The following is a 15,949-nucleotide window of genomic DNA, read 5'->3' as shown; positions in this document are numbered from 1 at the left end:
ATCTGTGTTGGCTTTGTCGGTGACAATTTAATGCAGTGTGTCAGGGTTTTCCGGTGTCGCAAGCGGATAGCGCTTGCGCAGCGGCGTCAGCAGGCCTTCCAGACCATTAATGCGGATTTCCAGCATCAGGCCGAGCAGCAGGCCAAGCTGACCCGCCGGAAATCCTTTTTTGCTCATCCACAGCAGGTATTCTTCCGGCAGATCGGCCAGTACGCGGCCTTCGTATTTACCGAACGGCATGGTCACGGTGACCAGGCGGATCAGGTCTTGTTTCTCAAACACGGTAATGTCCGCAACGATTCAAAAGAGTCAGTAACAGCGTAAATGATGACGGCGTAAGCGCCGCGCTGCAAGTCGCGTCCTGTGCTCAGCATCATGGTCTACACTCATCTGTACTGACGTACAGATCATCCATTCATTGTGTAACGACCCCTAGTATGAGCGCCGACGAAAAACAGACCCGCTTTGAGGATTTGCGCCTGTTACCCGGCCAGCCATTGCAGCTGGATTTTGAGGGATATACCAGCGACCGGGACCGCTCCGTGCTCATTGGTTATCGCGCCGGACAAGGCATTATTGTGACCACGCCGGTGGTCAATGGCTCGCCTATGGTTCTGAAGCTCGGCACCCCGCTGGCCGTGCGCCTGTTCGCCACCCAAATGAACTGCGCCTGTGCCTTCCGCACTGACGTTATTCATGTGTCCCGCGCGCCGTATCCGCACCTGCATCTGACCATGCCGACCAAGCTGGTGCTCGGCGAAGTGCGCAGTTCTGTGCGTGCCAAAGTGGCGCTGATTTCGACCGTGTATTTCGGCGACGGCCAGAGCAAAAAAGCTTCGGCCATGATCCGCGATCTGAGCCTTGGTGGTGCGCGCATTACCTCTAAGGTGCTGCCGGTCAGCGCCGGCGAAGATATCCGCATGACCGCTCAGGTGTCGGTCAGCGGCATTGAACGCATTGTTACGCTGGAGGGCATCGTCCGTTCAGTGCAGGTTTCGGACCCCGAAGGGACTTCGGTGGGTGTTCAGTTCAAGGAAATGTCGGACTCCGACCGCATCACATTGCACGCTTACGTGCTGTCGAATATTCACCGTCAGTAACCCATCAGGAGCAGCTGTATGAATGGGCTTTCTGCCGATCAGGCTCAGGATCACTGGAGCCTTGTCTGGAAGCGTCTGGTGCAGGGCGACCATGCGTCCGCGGTCACCGGTCCCTCACTCAATACCTCACACAACCCGTCACTGCCACACATGGCGTCGCCGGTGACCGGACAGGTGCCCCTGCATCTCGAAAGCCTGCTGGATTTTTCCGTGCGCTGCTTTATGGCGACCTCGGCCGACAGTCTGCAGGCCGATCTGCGTCAGGTGTTGCTGCAGATCGGTAAGCGCCTGAACAGCCCGCGCCAGACCTTGTTTCTGTGCCCGCAGGATGTGGAAGCCATGCACGTGTGTGTGCTGGCGGAAGAATCGCTGGGCAATCCGTCGCAGCAGGAAGTGGAAGCCCTGTTTGCCGAGCGGACACACTGGTGTCATCTGCTGGAGGCGGGAGTGCAGACCATCACCGCCGACGGCGATGAGGCCGGGCAACTGATCTGCCGCACGCTGCAGGCCGAGCTGGCCTTATTAGTACCTGTGTATACGTCGCAGGGGCCGGCGGGCTGTCTGTTGCTGGCGGTGGATGCCGCGACCCGGCTGCCATCGGACAGCGAGCGTTTGCTGCTGTCATCGGTGGCGCAGCTCTGTTATCTGGTGGCCGACCGCATCAGCGTGCTCGGCAGTTTACGGGAGCGTGAACGCCTGCTGCAGCGTACCGAGCATCTGGCCGGTATCGGCAGCTGGCACAACGATCTGGTCAACGACCGCATCACCTTCTCGCGCGAAAGCGCCCGCATTTTCGGGCTGCGTGCCGACGCGGCGGATATTCATGCGCAGGGTTTTCTGGCGCTGGTGCATGCGCAGGACCGCGAGCGGGTAAAGCAGACGCTGGCGCAGTCGACGGAGCGCGCGGCGGGGTTTGATATGCGTTACCGCATCTGTACGCCCTCAGGCGATGTGCGGCTGATTCACGGGCTCGGTGATGTGGTGACCGACGCCGCCGGGAGTGTGATCGCGCGCTTTGGCTCGGTGCAGGACATTACCGAAAGCCACGACCGCGACCGCCGCTTACAGCAGGCGGCGCAGGTGTTTGAAGCCACCACCGAAGGGCTGGTGATTGTCGATACACAAGGCCGTATCGAAGCGGTGAACCCGGCCTTCAGCTGCATTACCGGCTATCGCGCCGACGATGTGATTGGCCGCCGTCTGCAGGACGTGGGTCAGCGCGTCAGCGACCGCACCCTGCTGCGTTCGGTGGTGCGCCATTGCCTGCGTCACGGTTGCTGGCGGGGCGAGGTGGTGAACCGGCGCGCCAATGGCGAAATGTACCCGCAGTGGCTGAGCGTCACCTGTCTGCGCGACGCGCAGGGTAAGGTCAGCCAGTTCATCGCGCTGTTTGCCGACATGTCACCCATCCGCCGCTCAGAACAGCAGTTGGATTTTCTGGCTCATCACGATGCCCTGACCGGGCTGCCGAACCGCAGCCTGCTGCTGTCGCGGCTGCAAAGTGCCATCGACAGTGCCGACAGCAAGCGGCGGCGGGTGGCGGTGCTGACCATCGATCTCGACCACTTCAAGCACATTAACGACAGCCTTGGTCACCCGGCCGGCGACCGCCTGTTACAGGCCTGTGCGCGCCGTCTGCGCGAACGGCTGCGGGAATCCGACACCGTCGCCCGTCAGGGCGGCGATGAATTTGTGGTGATTCTGGAAAACGTGGTCAACCGCGAACAGGTGGAGCAGGTGGCGGACATCATTCTCGGTCTGTTCCAGCGTGCGTTTGATGTGGGCGCCGGGCGTGAACTCTATATTGGCGCCAGCTTCGGTATCACGTTGTTTCCGGATCATGGACGTGATGCCACCCAGCTGCTGAGCAACGCTGATGTGGCCATGTACCACGCCAAACGGCAGGGTCGTAATCACTATCAGTTTTACACCAACGACCTGACCCAGGCGGCCAACGACCGGCTGGAGCTGGGCTCGCAGCTGCGCCATGCGCTGCAGCACGATGATGAGCTGGCGTTGTGGTTTCAGCCTCAGGTCGATTCCTACACCGGGGTGATGGTCGGCGCCGAAGCCCTGCTGCGCTGGGAGCATCCGCAGGAAGGCCTGATCATGCCAGGACGGTTTATTCCGGTGGCGGAAGATAACGGCCTGATGCCGGAGCTGGACCACTGGGTACTGACCCATGCCTGTCGTCAGCTGGCGATCTGGCAGAGCAACGGTGCCGAGCCGTTTGTGCTGGCGGTGAACATTACCCAGCCCACCTTTATTGCCGGTGGACTGGTTAACCGGGTGCAGTCATTGTTGAGTCAGTACCGGATCGACCCGACGTGGCTGGAACTGGAAATCACCGAAGGCGCGTTGCTGGAACCCACACCTCAGGTGCTGGCCACCATTGATGGTCTGAAAGCGCTGGGTATTACGCTGGCGGTGGATGACTTCGGCACGGGCTATTCGTCGCTGGCGTATCTGCAGCGTTTCCGCCTCGACCGGCTGAAGATCGACCGGCGTTTCGTCAGTTCGGTCGACGAAGAGGAAGAGGGGCGGGTGATTACCAGCACCATTATCCGCATGGCCCGGGGGCTAGGGCTGGATGTCGTAGCCGAAGGGGTGGAAACCGATGGGCAGCTGGCGTATCTGCGCCAACATGGCTGTGAGATCTGTCAGGGGTTCTATTTCAGCAGGCCGTTGCCTGAGGGGGAATTCAGTCACCGGCTGATGCGCCGGTGACCAGATACGGCGGGCCTTATGGGCCCGGCGTGGAGCCTGCATACCGGATCGGCAGCGGGACTTAAGCAGCGCTTATTCGTAAGTACAGAAATAAGCCGTTTGACCCGCCATGCGCACGCCGAACTTCACGTTGGCAGCGATTTCAAACGATTCACCCTGAGCGATGGTTTTCCACTCAGTGTCGCCTGGCAGCAGAACGTCCATAGCGCCGGAAATGATGGTCATCACTTCTTTCTGGCTGGTGCCGAACTCGTACTCACCCGGTTCCATAACACCTACGGTGGCTGGCAGAGTGGCAGTCTGCAGGGCGATAGACTTCACCTTGCCATCAAAATATTCATTCACTTTAAGCACAGTCGGTACTCCGGTTGAACCTGTGGGAGCGGCGATTATACGCATCACCTGCGCGGCGGCAATGATGACGGTTTGGTCAGGTTTTTAGCGCGGGCGCGGCGCTGGGGTGAGTCAGGCCGCATGCCTGTGTGGGGCGGGCGTGGCGTCTGGATGCGTCAGGCTGCATGCCTGTGTGGGGCGGGCGTAGCGTCTGGATGCGTCAGGCTGCATGCCTGTGTTGGGCGGGCGCTGGACTGGGATGCGTCAGGCTGCAGCGGCCTGACGGGGAGGAAAGCGCAGCACAAATTCGGTGCCCTCGCCCGGGGTGCTGGTCACGCTGATCGAGCCGTTCAGCTGGTGGGTGACCAGGTCGAGAATGATGCTGGTGCCCAGACCACTGCCACCCTGAGCGCGGCGGGTGGTGAAGAAGGGCGAAAACAGCTTGCTGCGGATGTCTTCCGACATGCCGGCGCCGTTGTCGCGGAACACCAGTCGGACTTGCTCGTTGTCTTCGCTGATGACGATATCAATCTGGCCGCGATGGGCCGGGTCATCCTGTTCCGGCGGAAAGGCGTGGGTAAGGGCGTTCATCAGCAGGTTGGTGATGATCTGCGCCACGGCACCGGGGTAGCCTGACACTATGATGCGCTGGCTGGCGATCACATTCACATCCAGCGGCCGGTATTTGTAGCTGGGGCGCAGCGAAAACAGAATGCTCTGCACGTAGTCGCACAGCTCGAAATCACGTTTTTGTTCGCTGGCCTGATCGACCGCCACCTGTTTGAAGCGGGCAATCAGATCGGCGGCGCGGCGCAGGTTGTCGGCGGCGATGCTGGTGCCTTCCCGCGCCAGTTCCAGATAGTCGTTAAAGGCGTCTTTGTTGAGGCTGTTGTTGCGGAAACGGCTTTCCAGATCCGCCAGCTGATCTTCCAGTGCGCTGACGGCGGTGACGGTAATCCCGAGCGGCGTGTTGATCTCATGGGCCAGACCGGCCACCACTTCGCCCAGTGCAGAATGCTTTTCCAGATTCAGCAGCTGCTTCTGGGTCAGTTTCAGCAGCTGCAGCGATTCGACGACTTCGCGGTTCTTGTCTTCCAGTTCCCGGGTTCGATCTTCCACCTTACTTTCCAGCGTGGCGTTCAGTTCGGCGACCCGCTGCTGCTCGGCCTGCAGCAGGGCGTTGGTGTGCGACAGGCGGTCGGTGAAATCCGTGATCTGGCCGACCAGCGTGTTGTAGGTATCGACAATGGGGGTGAATTCGTTCTGGGCGTCGTAATGAATCGGCACAAAATGCAGACGGTCGTTGCTGCGGTTCATGCGAACCACGGTGCGCAGGCGGCCGAGAATCTGTTCAAACGGGCGGAACAGCACGCCCAGTACCGTCGCCATAATGGCCAGGAACAGCACGGCAATGCCGGCGTGAATAGCCAGACCATCCGACAGGGTACCGGCCACTACGGCATCGAGATCCTGCTGCGGAATCTGCACCGCCAGTATCAGGCCCGGCGTCATGCGCACGGCAAACAGATGGCTTTGCGCCCGCCCGCGCAACGTGGCGGCACTGAGCCCGGACAGGGGTTGCAGCTGGTCGGCGCTTAAGCCGTGGCTGTCGGTCAGAAAACGCTGTTGGGGTTCGTAATACAGCGACACCCGGGTGCCCGGCGTGAAACTCAGATGGGCCAGCGCACGGGTAATGGCACTGAGCGAACGGTTCACCGTCGCCACGCCGATCAGGTTATGGTCGTCGTCGAACATGGGAGCGGCTACGGTCATGACGTCTTCGTGGCCCGGAAACTCTTCAGCGCCCTGCAGCGACCAGTACACCGGCTGGGCCGGGCGTTCCGAGCGCGGCCAGCCGTCGGGAATCACCTGCTGATACCAGCGGCTGGTCAGGTAATCGAAGGAGGCATCGTACTGCGGCAGGCTGAACAGCGGCTGGCCGTCGGGATTATCGAGGTAAGCTGAAAAATGGCTCTGGTCGTGGATAAGGGTATGCGGTTCGTACCAGAGGCCGGCGGCGCGGGCGTCGCCGAAGCCGGTAAAGGTGCGCAGCATCAGACGTTGCAGTTCGGCCTTCAGCTGGGCTTCGTTGATTCTGTGGTGCTTCTCGTGAAAATGTTCGCCACTGCGGGCCAGGCCCAGCGCCGTGCGCTCCAGCTGCTCGGCCGAGGCGTTCATCTGGCTGGCAGTGGCCGACAGGGTGTTCAGAATCTGAATGCTGTTAAAGCGGAAAACCGCCTGCGTGGCGCGGTTGTTGTAATGCACAAGCAGGGCGGTAAAGCCTGCAATCTGCAACACCAGCACACACAGCAAAATGCGGTTTTTGATATTCATGCAACGATTTCCACAACAGTCTGTTCAGCCTACCAGTCTGATCAGCGCCTGCGTAGGGGAAATTCGGCCGGGCGCCGGGTGGTGGCATCGGACGGACGAATGGTTATTGAGTAGTGACACAGAATACTTTATGGCCGATGGATCCTGCTGTGCAGGACAGAAAGTCTGTTATTCCTGCCGCCGGCAGGCGGCCTTTCGCATCCGCGCCACCGAAGCGCCTGCCAATCACGTCCTTTTCGTGAAATCGCGCGCAAAAAACGCGCCGAAAACACACGCTGTGACTAAATTTAACAGGACATGGCGCGACCTTTGCTGTATAGTCCGCCCCCCTTTCAATGACGAGTCGGGCCCAGCCGTGTGAGCAGTAGAGTGCGCAACCGATACGGCCAAGCCCTTTGTCTTAACCTCACAGGTACAATATGACCGATTCTGTTCAGACTGGCTTTGCCAGCCTTGGCCTCCCTTTTTCTGTTCTCCGCGTTCTGGAAGAACTGGGCTATGAAGCCCCGTCGCCTATTCAGGCGGAAAGTATTCCTCCGATCATGGAAGGCCGTGACGTTCTGGGTATGGCCCAGACCGGTACCGGTAAAACCGCGGCGTTCGCTCTGCCGCTGCTGACCCGTACCCAAGCCGACTTCAACAGCCCGCAAGTGCTGTGTCTGGCGCCAACGCGCGAACTGGCGCAACAGGTTGCTGAAGCCGTTAAAACCTATTCCAAATACATTCCGGGCGTTACCGTAACCGCTATTTACGGTGGTTCTGATTACGGCTCACAGCTGCGCGAACTGAAGCGCGGTCCGCAGTGGGTTGTCGGTACTCCGGGTCGTGTGATGGACCACCTGCGTCGTGGCACCCTGAACCTGGCCGATATCCGCGCCGTGGTTCTGGACGAAGCCGACGAAATGCTGCGCATGGGCTTCATTGACGACGTGAACTGGATTCTGGAACACACACCGAAAAGCCGTCAGGTGGCTCTGTTCTCTGCCACCATGCCGCGTGAAATTCAGCAGGTTGCTGAAACGCACCTGAAAGACCCGGTACAGGTAAAAATTCAGGCCAAAACCACCACCAACGACAAGATCCGTCAGCGTTACTGGTTTGTGGCCGGCGTGCAGAAAAACGATGCGCTGCTGCGTATTGCTGAAACCGAAGATTTCGACGCCATGATGGTGTTCGTACGCACCAAACAGGCGACTGAAGAAGTAGCCGATTATATGGTGGCCAACGGTTTTAAATGCGCGCCACTGAACGGTGACATTCCGCAGGCCCTGCGTGAAAAAGCCGTTGAAAAACTGAAAGCCGGTCAGCTCGATATTATCGTAGCGACCGACGTGGCGGCCCGTGGTCTGGACGTAGAACGTATCAGCCACGTTATTAACTACGATATTCCGTCAGACACTGAGTCTTACGTGCACCGTATCGGCCGTACCGGTCGTGCGGGCCGTAACGGTGAAGCCATCGTGTTCGTACGCGGCCGTGAAAAACGCATGCTGCGCGACATCGAAAAGGCGACCCGTCAGCCAATCGAAGAAATGCCGCTGCCAACTGCGAAACAAGTGAACGACAAGCGTCGTGAGCGTTTCGAAGGCCGCATCATTGACTCACTGAACGCCGAGAAAAACAAAATTTACCGCGACATGATTGAGCACATCCTCACTCAGCATCCGGTGGATTCTCTCGACGTAGCCGCTGCACTGGCGTCTATGCTGCAGGGCGAAAAAGGTCTGTTCCTGAACGAACAGGCCGATGCCCGTATGGCCGAAGCCCGTGACCGCGAAATGCGTGAACCACGCGAGCGTCGTGAACCGCGTGAGCGCGGTGAACGTTTCGAACGCGGCGAGCGTTTTGAGCGTGGCGACCGTGCACCACGTGCACCGAAAGCCCTGCCACAATCCCGTCCGATGCAGCTGAAAGGCCATCCGGAAGTGGAAATGGTGCGCTACATGGTCAGCGTCGGTTACGACGACGGACTGCGTCCGGGTAACCTGGTTGGCGCCGTTGCCAACGAAGCGGACATCGACAGCGAATACATCGGCCACATCGAAATCTGTGACAACTTCACCGTGATCGATCTGCCGGATGGTATGCCAGCACCTGTGATGGGCAAGCTGCGTAAAGCCCGCGTTTGTGGTCGTCCGCTGGACATTAAAGTGTACAAAGAATCAGAAGTAGACCTGTCTGCTCCTTCCCGTGCACCACGTCGCACCGGTCCAAAACCAGCTGGCCGCGACAGCCGTGACGGTGGCTTCAACAAAAAGCCACGTGGCGAAGGCCGTGAAGGTCGTCCGGAGCGCAGTGGTTACGCACCACGCGGTGAAGGCCGCAACGACAACCGCAGCGAAGGTCGTGAACGTTCCGGTGAGCGTGACAACGGCTTCCGTAAGCGTCGCGATTATTAATCGCCGTTAAAGCCGCCCATAAAAAAGCCCCTGCCCGTCAGGGGCTTTTTTATGGGCGTTATTCGGCAATCGTTTGCAACACAGGGTTCGCTTGACGCTGGCGACCGGTGACCGCTAGCGTGGTGGCGTCAAAAATAAAAAGGAACACGCCATGAAGCTTTACAGTGCCGTTAAAGCCCCGAGTCCACGCCGCATTCTGATGGCGCTGGCCGAGAAGGGCATGACTCAGGTGGAAGTGGTTAATCTCGATCTGGGCAAGGGCGACAACCTGAGCGCCGACTTCCGCGCCCGCAATCCCATCGCCAAAGTGCCGGTGCTGGAACTGGACGACGGCACCTGTATTGCTGAGGCTTCGGCTATATACCGTTATCTTGAAGAAATCTGCCCTGAGCCTGCACTGCTCGGGCGTACCGCGGTTGAAAAAGCCGTTATCGAAATGTGGGATAAACGGGTGGAAAGCGCGTTTTTTATGCCGGTCGGAAACTGCTTCCAGCACACATCCGGCTTTTTTAAAGACCGCATGACCCCCATTCCTGCCTGGGGCGAAGAGGCCGGTAAACTGGCCGCGAAATTCCTGCCCGTGCTCGAGCAGCAACTGGCGCTTAACCCTTGGGTAGCCGGTGAGCGTTTTTCGGTGGCCGATATCACGGCACTCTGTACCCTCGAATTTGCCAAGGTCATCAAGCTGCGTCCGGGTGACGAGTTCCCGGCCATTCAGCGCTGGTATCAGGCCATGCAGCAACGTCCTTCCTATTCCGCGTAAGCTGACCCAGAGGAGTTTCTATGATTCATCTTTATACCGCCGCCACCCCCAATGGCTGGAAAATATCGGTGCTGCTGGAAGAGCTGGGTCTGCCTTATGAGCTGCACACGGTCAATCTGGGCAGCAATGAGCAGAAGTCGGCGGAATTTCTGGCCATGAACCCCAATGGCCGTATCCCTGTCATCGTTGATAGCGATGAAGACGATTTCGTGGTGTTCGAGTCCGGCGCCATCATGGTGTATCTGGCAGAAAAAGCCGGACGCCTGAACGGCCATAATGCCCGCGAGCAATCTCAGGTGCTGCAGTGGCTGATGTTCCAGATGGGTGGCATCGGCCCGATGATGGGTCAGGCCAATGTGTTCTACCGCTATTTCCCGGAAAAAATTCAGCCGGCCATCGACCGTTATCAGAACGAAGGGCGCCGTCTGTTCACTGTGTTGGATACTCACCTGTCAGACCGTGATTTTCTGGTTGGGCAGGGCCGTGGCGAATACAGCATTGCCGACATCGCCAACTGGTGTTGGGTCCATACTCATGAGTGGTCGGGCATCAATACCGAGGGTCTGGATAACCTTAAGGCCTGGATTGAACGTATCCGCGCCCGCCCGGCGGTGCAGAAAGGCATTACTATTCCACCGCGCGCCAGTGCGGCCGACGTGGTGAAGGGTGGTCAGAGTCTGATACAGAAATAACCTCCCGCAACCGCTCAGGCGCTGCGGGTTTCAGCAGGGGTCAGGAGGGACTATGAACGACATTAGCGTGTGCCTGTTGTCGGCATCACACCGGGCGGAAGCCCAGAGCCGGCGCATTGCCGATTACCTCAACAGCGAGTATCTGGACGGCAAAGCCAGCCTGATTGACCTGTTCGAAGCCCATTTGCCGATGTGGGAAGGGCTGCCGCTCAGCCCGGATGACGAAGCCCGGGTGAATGCGGTCAAGGCCACCGCCGAAGCGGCCGATGCGTTTGTGTTTATTGTGCCGGAATGGCACGGCATGGCACCGGCCGGGCTGAAGAACTTTCTGCTCTGGTGTGGCGCGCAGCAGCTGGCCCATAAGCCGGTGCTATTGGTCGGCGTATCGGCCTCAGCCGGCGGCGCCTTTGTGATTGCCGAACTGCGCGGCAGTGGCTACAAAAATGCCCGCCTCCTGTATCTGCCGGAACACCTGATGCTGCGCGATGTGAAAGACCTGTGGTCGGGTCAGGAGTGCCGTGCCTCCGACGTTTATTTGGGCAAACGCGCCCGCTACGCACTGGATATGCTGACCGCCTACGCCAAAGCCATTAAGCCGCTGCGTGCGCAGCTGTGTGAAGGGCTGGCGGAATTTCCGAACGGCATGTCGTGATTTTGGAAACCCATTACAAGGCGCCGTTTGGCGCCTTTTTTATTCTGCTCGTTGTCTTTATTCCGGTCATTGTCTGGCCGGATGAGGGCCGATTACGGGCGGCTTCCGGGGCTGTTTCCCGGGAAAGTTCCTGGTTAAGTACCGGGGGAAGCTCTGGGGTAAGCTCCGGTGCAGCTGAGCCAGAGCCCGGCAATTCTTACCCGGCGTTCACTATCTGATAGAATCCCCGTCCCCATTCTTACGCCGGCCTATGTTTTGACCACGGATTCCAGTCTTACCCCCCAGCAGCAACAGGTGATCGCTCATCGCGAGGGCCATGCCCGCGTCGTGGCGGTGGCGGGTGCCGGTAAGACCACCACGCTCACTCACTTTATCGGCGCGCGTCTGGCGGAAGGGCTGAACCCAAGGCGTATGCTGGTGCTGATGTACAACCGCGCCGCCCGGGTGGATTTCGAGCGCAAACTGACGGCGCTGCTGCCCAATCAGGCTCTGCCCGAAGTGCGTACCTTTCACTCGCTCGGGCTGCGCATTTATCAGCGTCTGATCGCCCAGGGCGTGTTGCCGCCGTTTCAGGGTAAGCCGCTGTCAGACGGCGAAGCTGAACCTGTGGTCTGGCGTCTGCTGCAGCAGCTGGCCGATGACGATACGCGGCAGGATATCCTGTCGCAGCGCAAAAAGTGGGTGGAGCCGGCGCTGGGTTTTATTGATCTGGTAAAAGCCGGTCTGCAATCGCCGCAGGACGTGTTCGAGTCGCTGGAGCTGCCGCCTCAGTGCCGTATGTTCGTTGAGCTGTTTGATCAGTTTGAAGACTGGCGCCGCCAGCAGCGGCGCATCAGTTACGCCGATATGCTGTACGACCCGGTGATGGCCTTTATGTATCAGCCGGAAGTCGCCGCGCAGTTTGGCGGCCATATGCAGTGGATTCTGGTTGATGAATATCAGGACATTAACGAAATTCAGCAGGCGCTGCTGGATGTACTGCACGGCGGTCGCGGTTCTGTGATGGTGATCGGTGATCCGGACCAGACCATTTATGAATTCCGTGGCTCCAAGCCCGATTTTATTGTCAGCGGCTTTCATGGGCGCATGGGGCAGGTGGCCGATTATCAGCTGCCGCATACCTTCCGTTATGGTCATGAATTATCCCTGCTGGCCAATCATCTGATCAGCCACAATAAAGAACGCGACGACGTACTGTGTTTATCCCACGAATCCACGCCGCACACGCGCATTAAACTGCACGAAGCCCACCATGAACCGGCACTGATTTTAAAGCTGATTCAGTCGGAGCTGGAAAAACACCCGGCCGAAGACATCGCCGTGATTAACCGCCTGTGGGCCCTGTGCGCGCCCATTGAGCTGGGTTTACTGCAGGCCAATATTCCGTACCAGCTGCATAATTCGCAGTCGGTACTCGACCGTTATGAATTGCAGATTTTCTGGTTGCTGCTGGAAATTGCCGCCGGTGAATTTGGCAAGCGCACGGTCGCGCAACGTATGGACGCCTGGCTGACGGTGCTGACCACGCCGTATCCGAAAATCAAACGCTCTTTGCTTGAAGACATTGCCCGCAAAGCGGCGGTGGCTGATCAGCATTTTGGCAACGCGCTGGCGAAAGCCATTCCGGAAGAATTAAGCAAATGGCAGCGCCAGCAGCTGGATGCGCGCGCCCAGATCATCGCCAGCGCCGAACAACAGGCACAACCTGCTTACCGCATTCTGTACAACTACAGTCAGCAGACTGAGCTCGAAGACGGCATTGCCGACAGCGCGTTTTCCGCCCAGCAGGTGGAAGATAAATTACAGACCATCCGCGCGTTTATCCGCTTTATGCGCGACAGCGGCAAAGACAGCCGCGAAGCCTTTGCGTATCTGCAGGAATTAAAAGCCCAGCGTCTGCGCCAGAGTGAAGGCGGTCAGCAGGGCGTGCATTTAACCTCCATCCATAAAAGCAAAGGGCTGGAGTGGCCGGTGGTAATTATTCCCGGCCTGAATGCGCATTATTATCCCTATACGCCGGACGGCGAATTTACCACGCCGGCCAGTGAAGAAAGTGAACGGCGTTTATTGTACGTGGCCATGACCCGCGCCCGGCATCAGTTGCATTTAATGGCGCCGGCCATTGAGAAAAAAGACAAAAATCACAGCAATGCCCAACAATGGCAGAGCCGTTTCCGCCAGGAAATGCAGGCGCAACGGTCGGCGGATATTGGCCGGGCTCTGCACACGCAGGCCGAGAGCGTGGAAGTGAACCCGATTGAGGGCGCACTGCCGTTGTGGCTGGAGCGCTATTTCGATGCCGTGCAATTGCGTGTGCGTCTGACCATGGCGGCGCTGCCGGAGCGTACCGGTGTGGCAAAATCCGCCGGTGGGGCTTATCCCAAAGCGCCCGACAGTTTTATTATCGACCGCAAACACCATGGCGCTGCACCGGTGAGGCGCATGCGCCATCAGTCGCTGGGCATGGGCACTGTGTTGTCGGAAGATGAGCAGTACATCAAAATCCGTTTTGACGGCGAAGCACAGGCCCGCACCCTGAACAAACAGGTCGCTCTGGCCATGCTGCGCGAAGCCTGAGTTTAAGGCTCAGACCTCTGACGCGGCTTTCACTAAGGCTCTGATAGCAGGAGATGCACATGGTCTGGATGACCCGGCTGTTCAGTGTGCTGGTACTGACGCTGGTGGCAGCAGAAGTGAGCTGGACGCTGAGCAGCGTCGAGCAACGCGAACAGGCTAAACGCGTCTGGCCGCTGGCCGCCATTAACGACCTGAGTGCCTACGCCCCCTTGCTTGCACAGCTGACCGGCTGGCGCCCCGCACCCGCTGAAGAGCAGCCACCGGCTTCTCCGTTGTCCACTGCCACTAACAGCAGCGAGCAACGCCCGGAATCCCTGGTGAAGCCAACCGCCGAGGCGCCGACATCTGACGACAACCCGCCAGAAGCCATTGGTATTGGCGATGAACCCGGCCTGATGCGCCGGCTGAGTCACGGTTTTGGCGGCTGCTACAAACCGCCGACGCAGGACATCCGCGAGGTCAGTTCCTCCGGCGTGTATCGCTGGACTGATGAGCAGGGACGGGTGCATTTTTCCGATGCCCCGCAACATCAGAGTGCTGAAAACCTCACCGACCGTTACCGCGCCGATATGCAGGGCGTGCGCTTCCGCTTCGAATATCCGGAAGGCCAAGCCGACCCTGAACTGGAGCAGGCCCTGAAGCGCGAAGGCGAACTCGTGTATCGCCTGCTGACGCGGTTTATTCCGCAGACGGCCTGGCGGCAGATCAATCTCAATGTGCTGGTGTTTGCCAATGAACGTGCGTACGACGATTACAAGCGGCAGCAGGGCATGGCGCAGGACTGGGCGGCGCACTACAGCCGCGGCGTGAACCGCATCTACATGCCGCAAATGCCCAACCGGTTAAGTACGCTGGCCATCGGCCGCCACGAAATGACCCATGCTATGGTCGCCGGCATGGTCGGCACTTTGCCGACCTGGCTGAACGAAGGGCTGGCTGAGTATATGGAGCGCATGCGCTGGCAGTTGAGTGCCGCCACCGTGGCGATGCCGCCCGGCCTGTTCCGCTGGCTGGAGCAACAGGGCTCGGCCCCCGGGCAGGTGCTGACGCTCAGTCATGATGAGTTCAGCGCCGTGGCCATGACCCGCCATTACCGCCAGTCGGCGGCGCTGGTGTACTTTCTGTTGTCGCACAGCCGTGGCCAGCAATGGCTGAAAGACACGCTGGCGCAGGCGCTGGCTGCACCCTGCACACCGTTTCAGGCAGAGCAGGCATTTGCCGGCTATCCGGGAGGACTGGCCGGCATGAACAGCGAATACGCCCGCTGGCTTAGGGCCGGACGTTTCGACGCGCATCACTACTGAGGTGGTTTGACCTTTCCGGGCGGACGCCGGCGCTGGTATGAGCGGGTTCCCTTGTTATACTGTCGGCCTGCCGCAGGGCCGGGCTTACCGGTTGCCCGCGAATTTCACACATCCGCACCCTGTTTTACCGGTCGGGTGTTCATTTCTGTCCCCCGGGACACAACAGGATAAAACCTATGACCATTGCACAGCACAAAGTCGTGACCATCCATTACAAAGTCGTTGATGTGGATAGCGGCGAAGTGATCGATTCTTCCGAAGGCGGTCAGCCGATGACTTACCTGCACGGTGCCCAGAACATCATTCCGGGTCTGGAACAGGCGCTGGAAGGCAAAACCGTAGGCGATGAATTTGAAGTAACCGTTGCACCGGCTGACGCCTATGGCGAATACAGCGATGACCGCGTACAGCAGGTACCAATGGCCGCCTTTGAAGGCGTGGAAAAAGTAGAACCAGGCATGGCATTCACTGCCCAGACCGAACACGGCCCGATCAGCCTGATCGTGACTGAAGTGGACGAAGCCACTGTTACTGTGGATGCCAACCACCCACTGGCCGGCAAATCCCTGCAGTTCAGCGTGAAGATTGAATCTGTACGTGATGCCAGTGCAGAAGAAATGGCGCACGGCCACGTACACGGTGAAGGCGGTCACCACCACTGAGTTCTGTCGTCTGACAGACTCAGCTCTGCTTTTGAAAAACGTCGGCTTGCCGGCGTTTTTTTATGCCTGCGACTTTTGTTTCAAAGGTGGCGATTATTCCGCGCGGCCTTTCTTCAGGTGTTTCATAAAGTCCACAAAGTGGCTGCGGAAGTCGGCAAACAGCGGGTGATCTTTGTTTTCCAGCAGGGTTTCGCCGAACAGCTTTAATCCCACGGCAAAGGCGGTGGCCTGATCTTCGCTGAAGTCACCACGGGCACGCACGAATTCCACCACGCGGAAAATGTCGTCGTGGTTGCCGGCGTTAAAGGTCAGCGGTTTGTCGTAGGTGGACGGGTTGCCGTTGGCGTCGGCCAGATGTTCGACCGTAATGCGGTATTGGTGTTGTTTCATAATATCTCCGGAGTCT

The 15,949-nt window shown here is 58.9% G+C and carries 13 protein-coding genes; 9 read left to right on the top strand and 4 right to left on the bottom strand.

Going from position 1 to position 15,949, the window contains the following annotated elements; all coding sequences use genetic code 11:
• Window positions 1-27 precede the first annotated feature (27 nt).
• Entirely contained in the window at window positions 28-282 is a 255-nt protein-coding gene (locus tag ACQUQU_RS10650; RefSeq protein WP_430459664.1) for a DUF3820 family protein, read from the bottom strand.
• Between the two features lie 155 nt (window positions 283-437).
• Between ACQUQU_RS10650 and ACQUQU_RS10645 the strand changes: the two genes are divergently transcribed.
• Window positions 438-1,100 (top strand): flagellar brake protein, encoded by a 663-nt coding sequence (locus ACQUQU_RS10645; RefSeq protein WP_430459663.1) that lies wholly within the window; start codon window positions 438-440, stop codon window positions 1,098-1,100.
• A gap of 18 nt (window positions 1,101-1,118) precedes the next feature.
• Complete coding sequence (locus tag ACQUQU_RS10640) at window positions 1,119-3,827, top strand: putative bifunctional diguanylate cyclase/phosphodiesterase (RefSeq protein WP_430459662.1); 2,709 nt, start codon at window positions 1,119-1,121, stop codon at window positions 3,825-3,827.
• 72 nt (window positions 3,828-3,899) lie between these two features.
• On the opposite strand, the gene ACQUQU_RS10635 is transcribed toward ACQUQU_RS10640, so the two are convergent.
• The gene (locus ACQUQU_RS10635) at window positions 3,900-4,181 is read right to left on the bottom strand and encodes a pyrimidine/purine nucleoside phosphorylase (RefSeq protein WP_430459661.1); all 282 of its coding nucleotides are present in this window, start codon (window positions 4,179-4,181) and stop codon (window positions 3,900-3,902) included.
• Between the two features lie 243 nt (window positions 4,182-4,424).
• Entirely contained in the window at window positions 4,425-6,494 is a 2,070-nt protein-coding gene (locus ACQUQU_RS10630) for an ATP-binding protein (RefSeq protein ID WP_430459660.1), read from the bottom strand.
• Between the two features lie 419 nt (window positions 6,495-6,913).
• Here ACQUQU_RS10630 and ACQUQU_RS10625 point away from each other — a divergent pair, with 419 nt between their 5' ends.
• From ACQUQU_RS10625 to ACQUQU_RS10595, 7 genes are all read left to right on the top strand, one after another.
• The gene (locus ACQUQU_RS10625) at window positions 6,914-8,893 is read left to right on the top strand and encodes a DEAD/DEAH box helicase (RefSeq protein ID WP_430459659.1); all 1,980 of its coding nucleotides are present in this window, start codon (window positions 6,914-6,916) and stop codon (window positions 8,891-8,893) included.
• A 151-nt stretch (window positions 8,894-9,044) separates the two neighbouring features.
• Window positions 9,045-9,656, top strand: coding sequence for a glutathione S-transferase family protein (locus tag ACQUQU_RS10620; RefSeq protein WP_430459658.1), 612 nt, complete (start codon window positions 9,045-9,047; stop codon window positions 9,654-9,656).
• Window positions 9,657-9,676: 20 nt separating this feature from the next.
• Window positions 9,677-10,348, top strand: coding sequence for a glutathione S-transferase family protein (locus ACQUQU_RS10615; RefSeq protein ID WP_430459657.1), 672 nt, complete (start codon window positions 9,677-9,679; stop codon window positions 10,346-10,348).
• 52 nt (window positions 10,349-10,400) lie between these two features.
• Window positions 10,401-11,000: an NADPH-dependent FMN reductase gene (locus ACQUQU_RS10610; protein ID WP_430459656.1), complete on the top strand. Its 600-nt coding sequence runs from the start codon at window positions 10,401-10,403 to the stop codon at window positions 10,998-11,000.
• A gap of 255 nt (window positions 11,001-11,255) precedes the next feature.
• Entirely contained in the window at window positions 11,256-13,577 is a 2,322-nt protein-coding gene (locus tag ACQUQU_RS10605) for an ATP-dependent helicase (RefSeq protein ID WP_430459655.1), read from the top strand.
• 59 nt (window positions 13,578-13,636) lie between these two features.
• Window positions 13,637-14,881, top strand: coding sequence for a DUF4124 domain-containing protein (locus tag ACQUQU_RS10600; RefSeq protein WP_430459654.1), 1,245 nt, complete (start codon window positions 13,637-13,639; stop codon window positions 14,879-14,881).
• Window positions 14,882-15,057: 176 nt separating this feature from the next.
• Window positions 15,058-15,543, top strand: a complete 486-nt coding sequence (locus ACQUQU_RS10595) for an FKBP-type peptidyl-prolyl cis-trans isomerase (RefSeq protein WP_430459653.1) — start codon at window positions 15,058-15,060, stop codon at window positions 15,541-15,543.
• A 93-nt stretch (window positions 15,544-15,636) separates the two neighbouring features.
• On the opposite strand, the gene ACQUQU_RS10590 is transcribed toward ACQUQU_RS10595, so the two are convergent.
• Entirely contained in the window at window positions 15,637-15,933 is a 297-nt protein-coding gene (locus tag ACQUQU_RS10590; RefSeq protein WP_430459652.1) for a DUF3861 domain-containing protein, read from the bottom strand.
• Between the last annotated feature and the right edge of the window lie 16 nt (window positions 15,934-15,949).

The sequence above is a fragment of the Thalassolituus sp. LLYu03 genome (genome assembly GCF_050507655.1).
Taxonomy (GTDB): domain Bacteria; phylum Pseudomonadota; class Gammaproteobacteria; order Pseudomonadales; family Oceanobacteraceae; genus Venatoribacter.
Note: the sequence above shows the minus strand (reverse complement) of the source record. Positions and strands in the feature narration are given on the sequence as shown.

Coding starts and splice junctions, on each gene's coding strand:
- ACQUQU_RS10630 (WP_430459660.1), bottom strand. CDS start 6,494: ATGAATATCAAAAACCGCATTTTGCTGTGTGTGCTGGTGTTGCAGATT.
- ACQUQU_RS10615 (WP_430459657.1), top strand. CDS start 9,677: ATGATTCATCTTTATACCGCCGCCACCCCCAATGGCTGGAAAATATCG.
- ACQUQU_RS10640 (WP_430459662.1), top strand. CDS start 1,119: ATGAATGGGCTTTCTGCCGATCAGGCTCAGGATCACTGGAGCCTTGTC.
- ACQUQU_RS10600 (WP_430459654.1), top strand. CDS start 13,637: ATGGTCTGGATGACCCGGCTGTTCAGTGTGCTGGTACTGACGCTGGTG.
- ACQUQU_RS10610 (WP_430459656.1), top strand. CDS start 10,401: ATGAACGACATTAGCGTGTGCCTGTTGTCGGCATCACACCGGGCGGAA.
- ACQUQU_RS10625 (WP_430459659.1), top strand. CDS start 6,914: ATGACCGATTCTGTTCAGACTGGCTTTGCCAGCCTTGGCCTCCCTTTT.
- ACQUQU_RS10620 (WP_430459658.1), top strand. CDS start 9,045: ATGAAGCTTTACAGTGCCGTTAAAGCCCCGAGTCCACGCCGCATTCTG.
- ACQUQU_RS10595 (WP_430459653.1), top strand. CDS start 15,058: ATGACCATTGCACAGCACAAAGTCGTGACCATCCATTACAAAGTCGTT.
- ACQUQU_RS10645 (WP_430459663.1), top strand. CDS start 438: ATGAGCGCCGACGAAAAACAGACCCGCTTTGAGGATTTGCGCCTGTTA.
- ACQUQU_RS10590 (WP_430459652.1), bottom strand. CDS start 15,933: ATGAAACAACACCAATACCGCATTACGGTCGAACATCTGGCCGACGCC.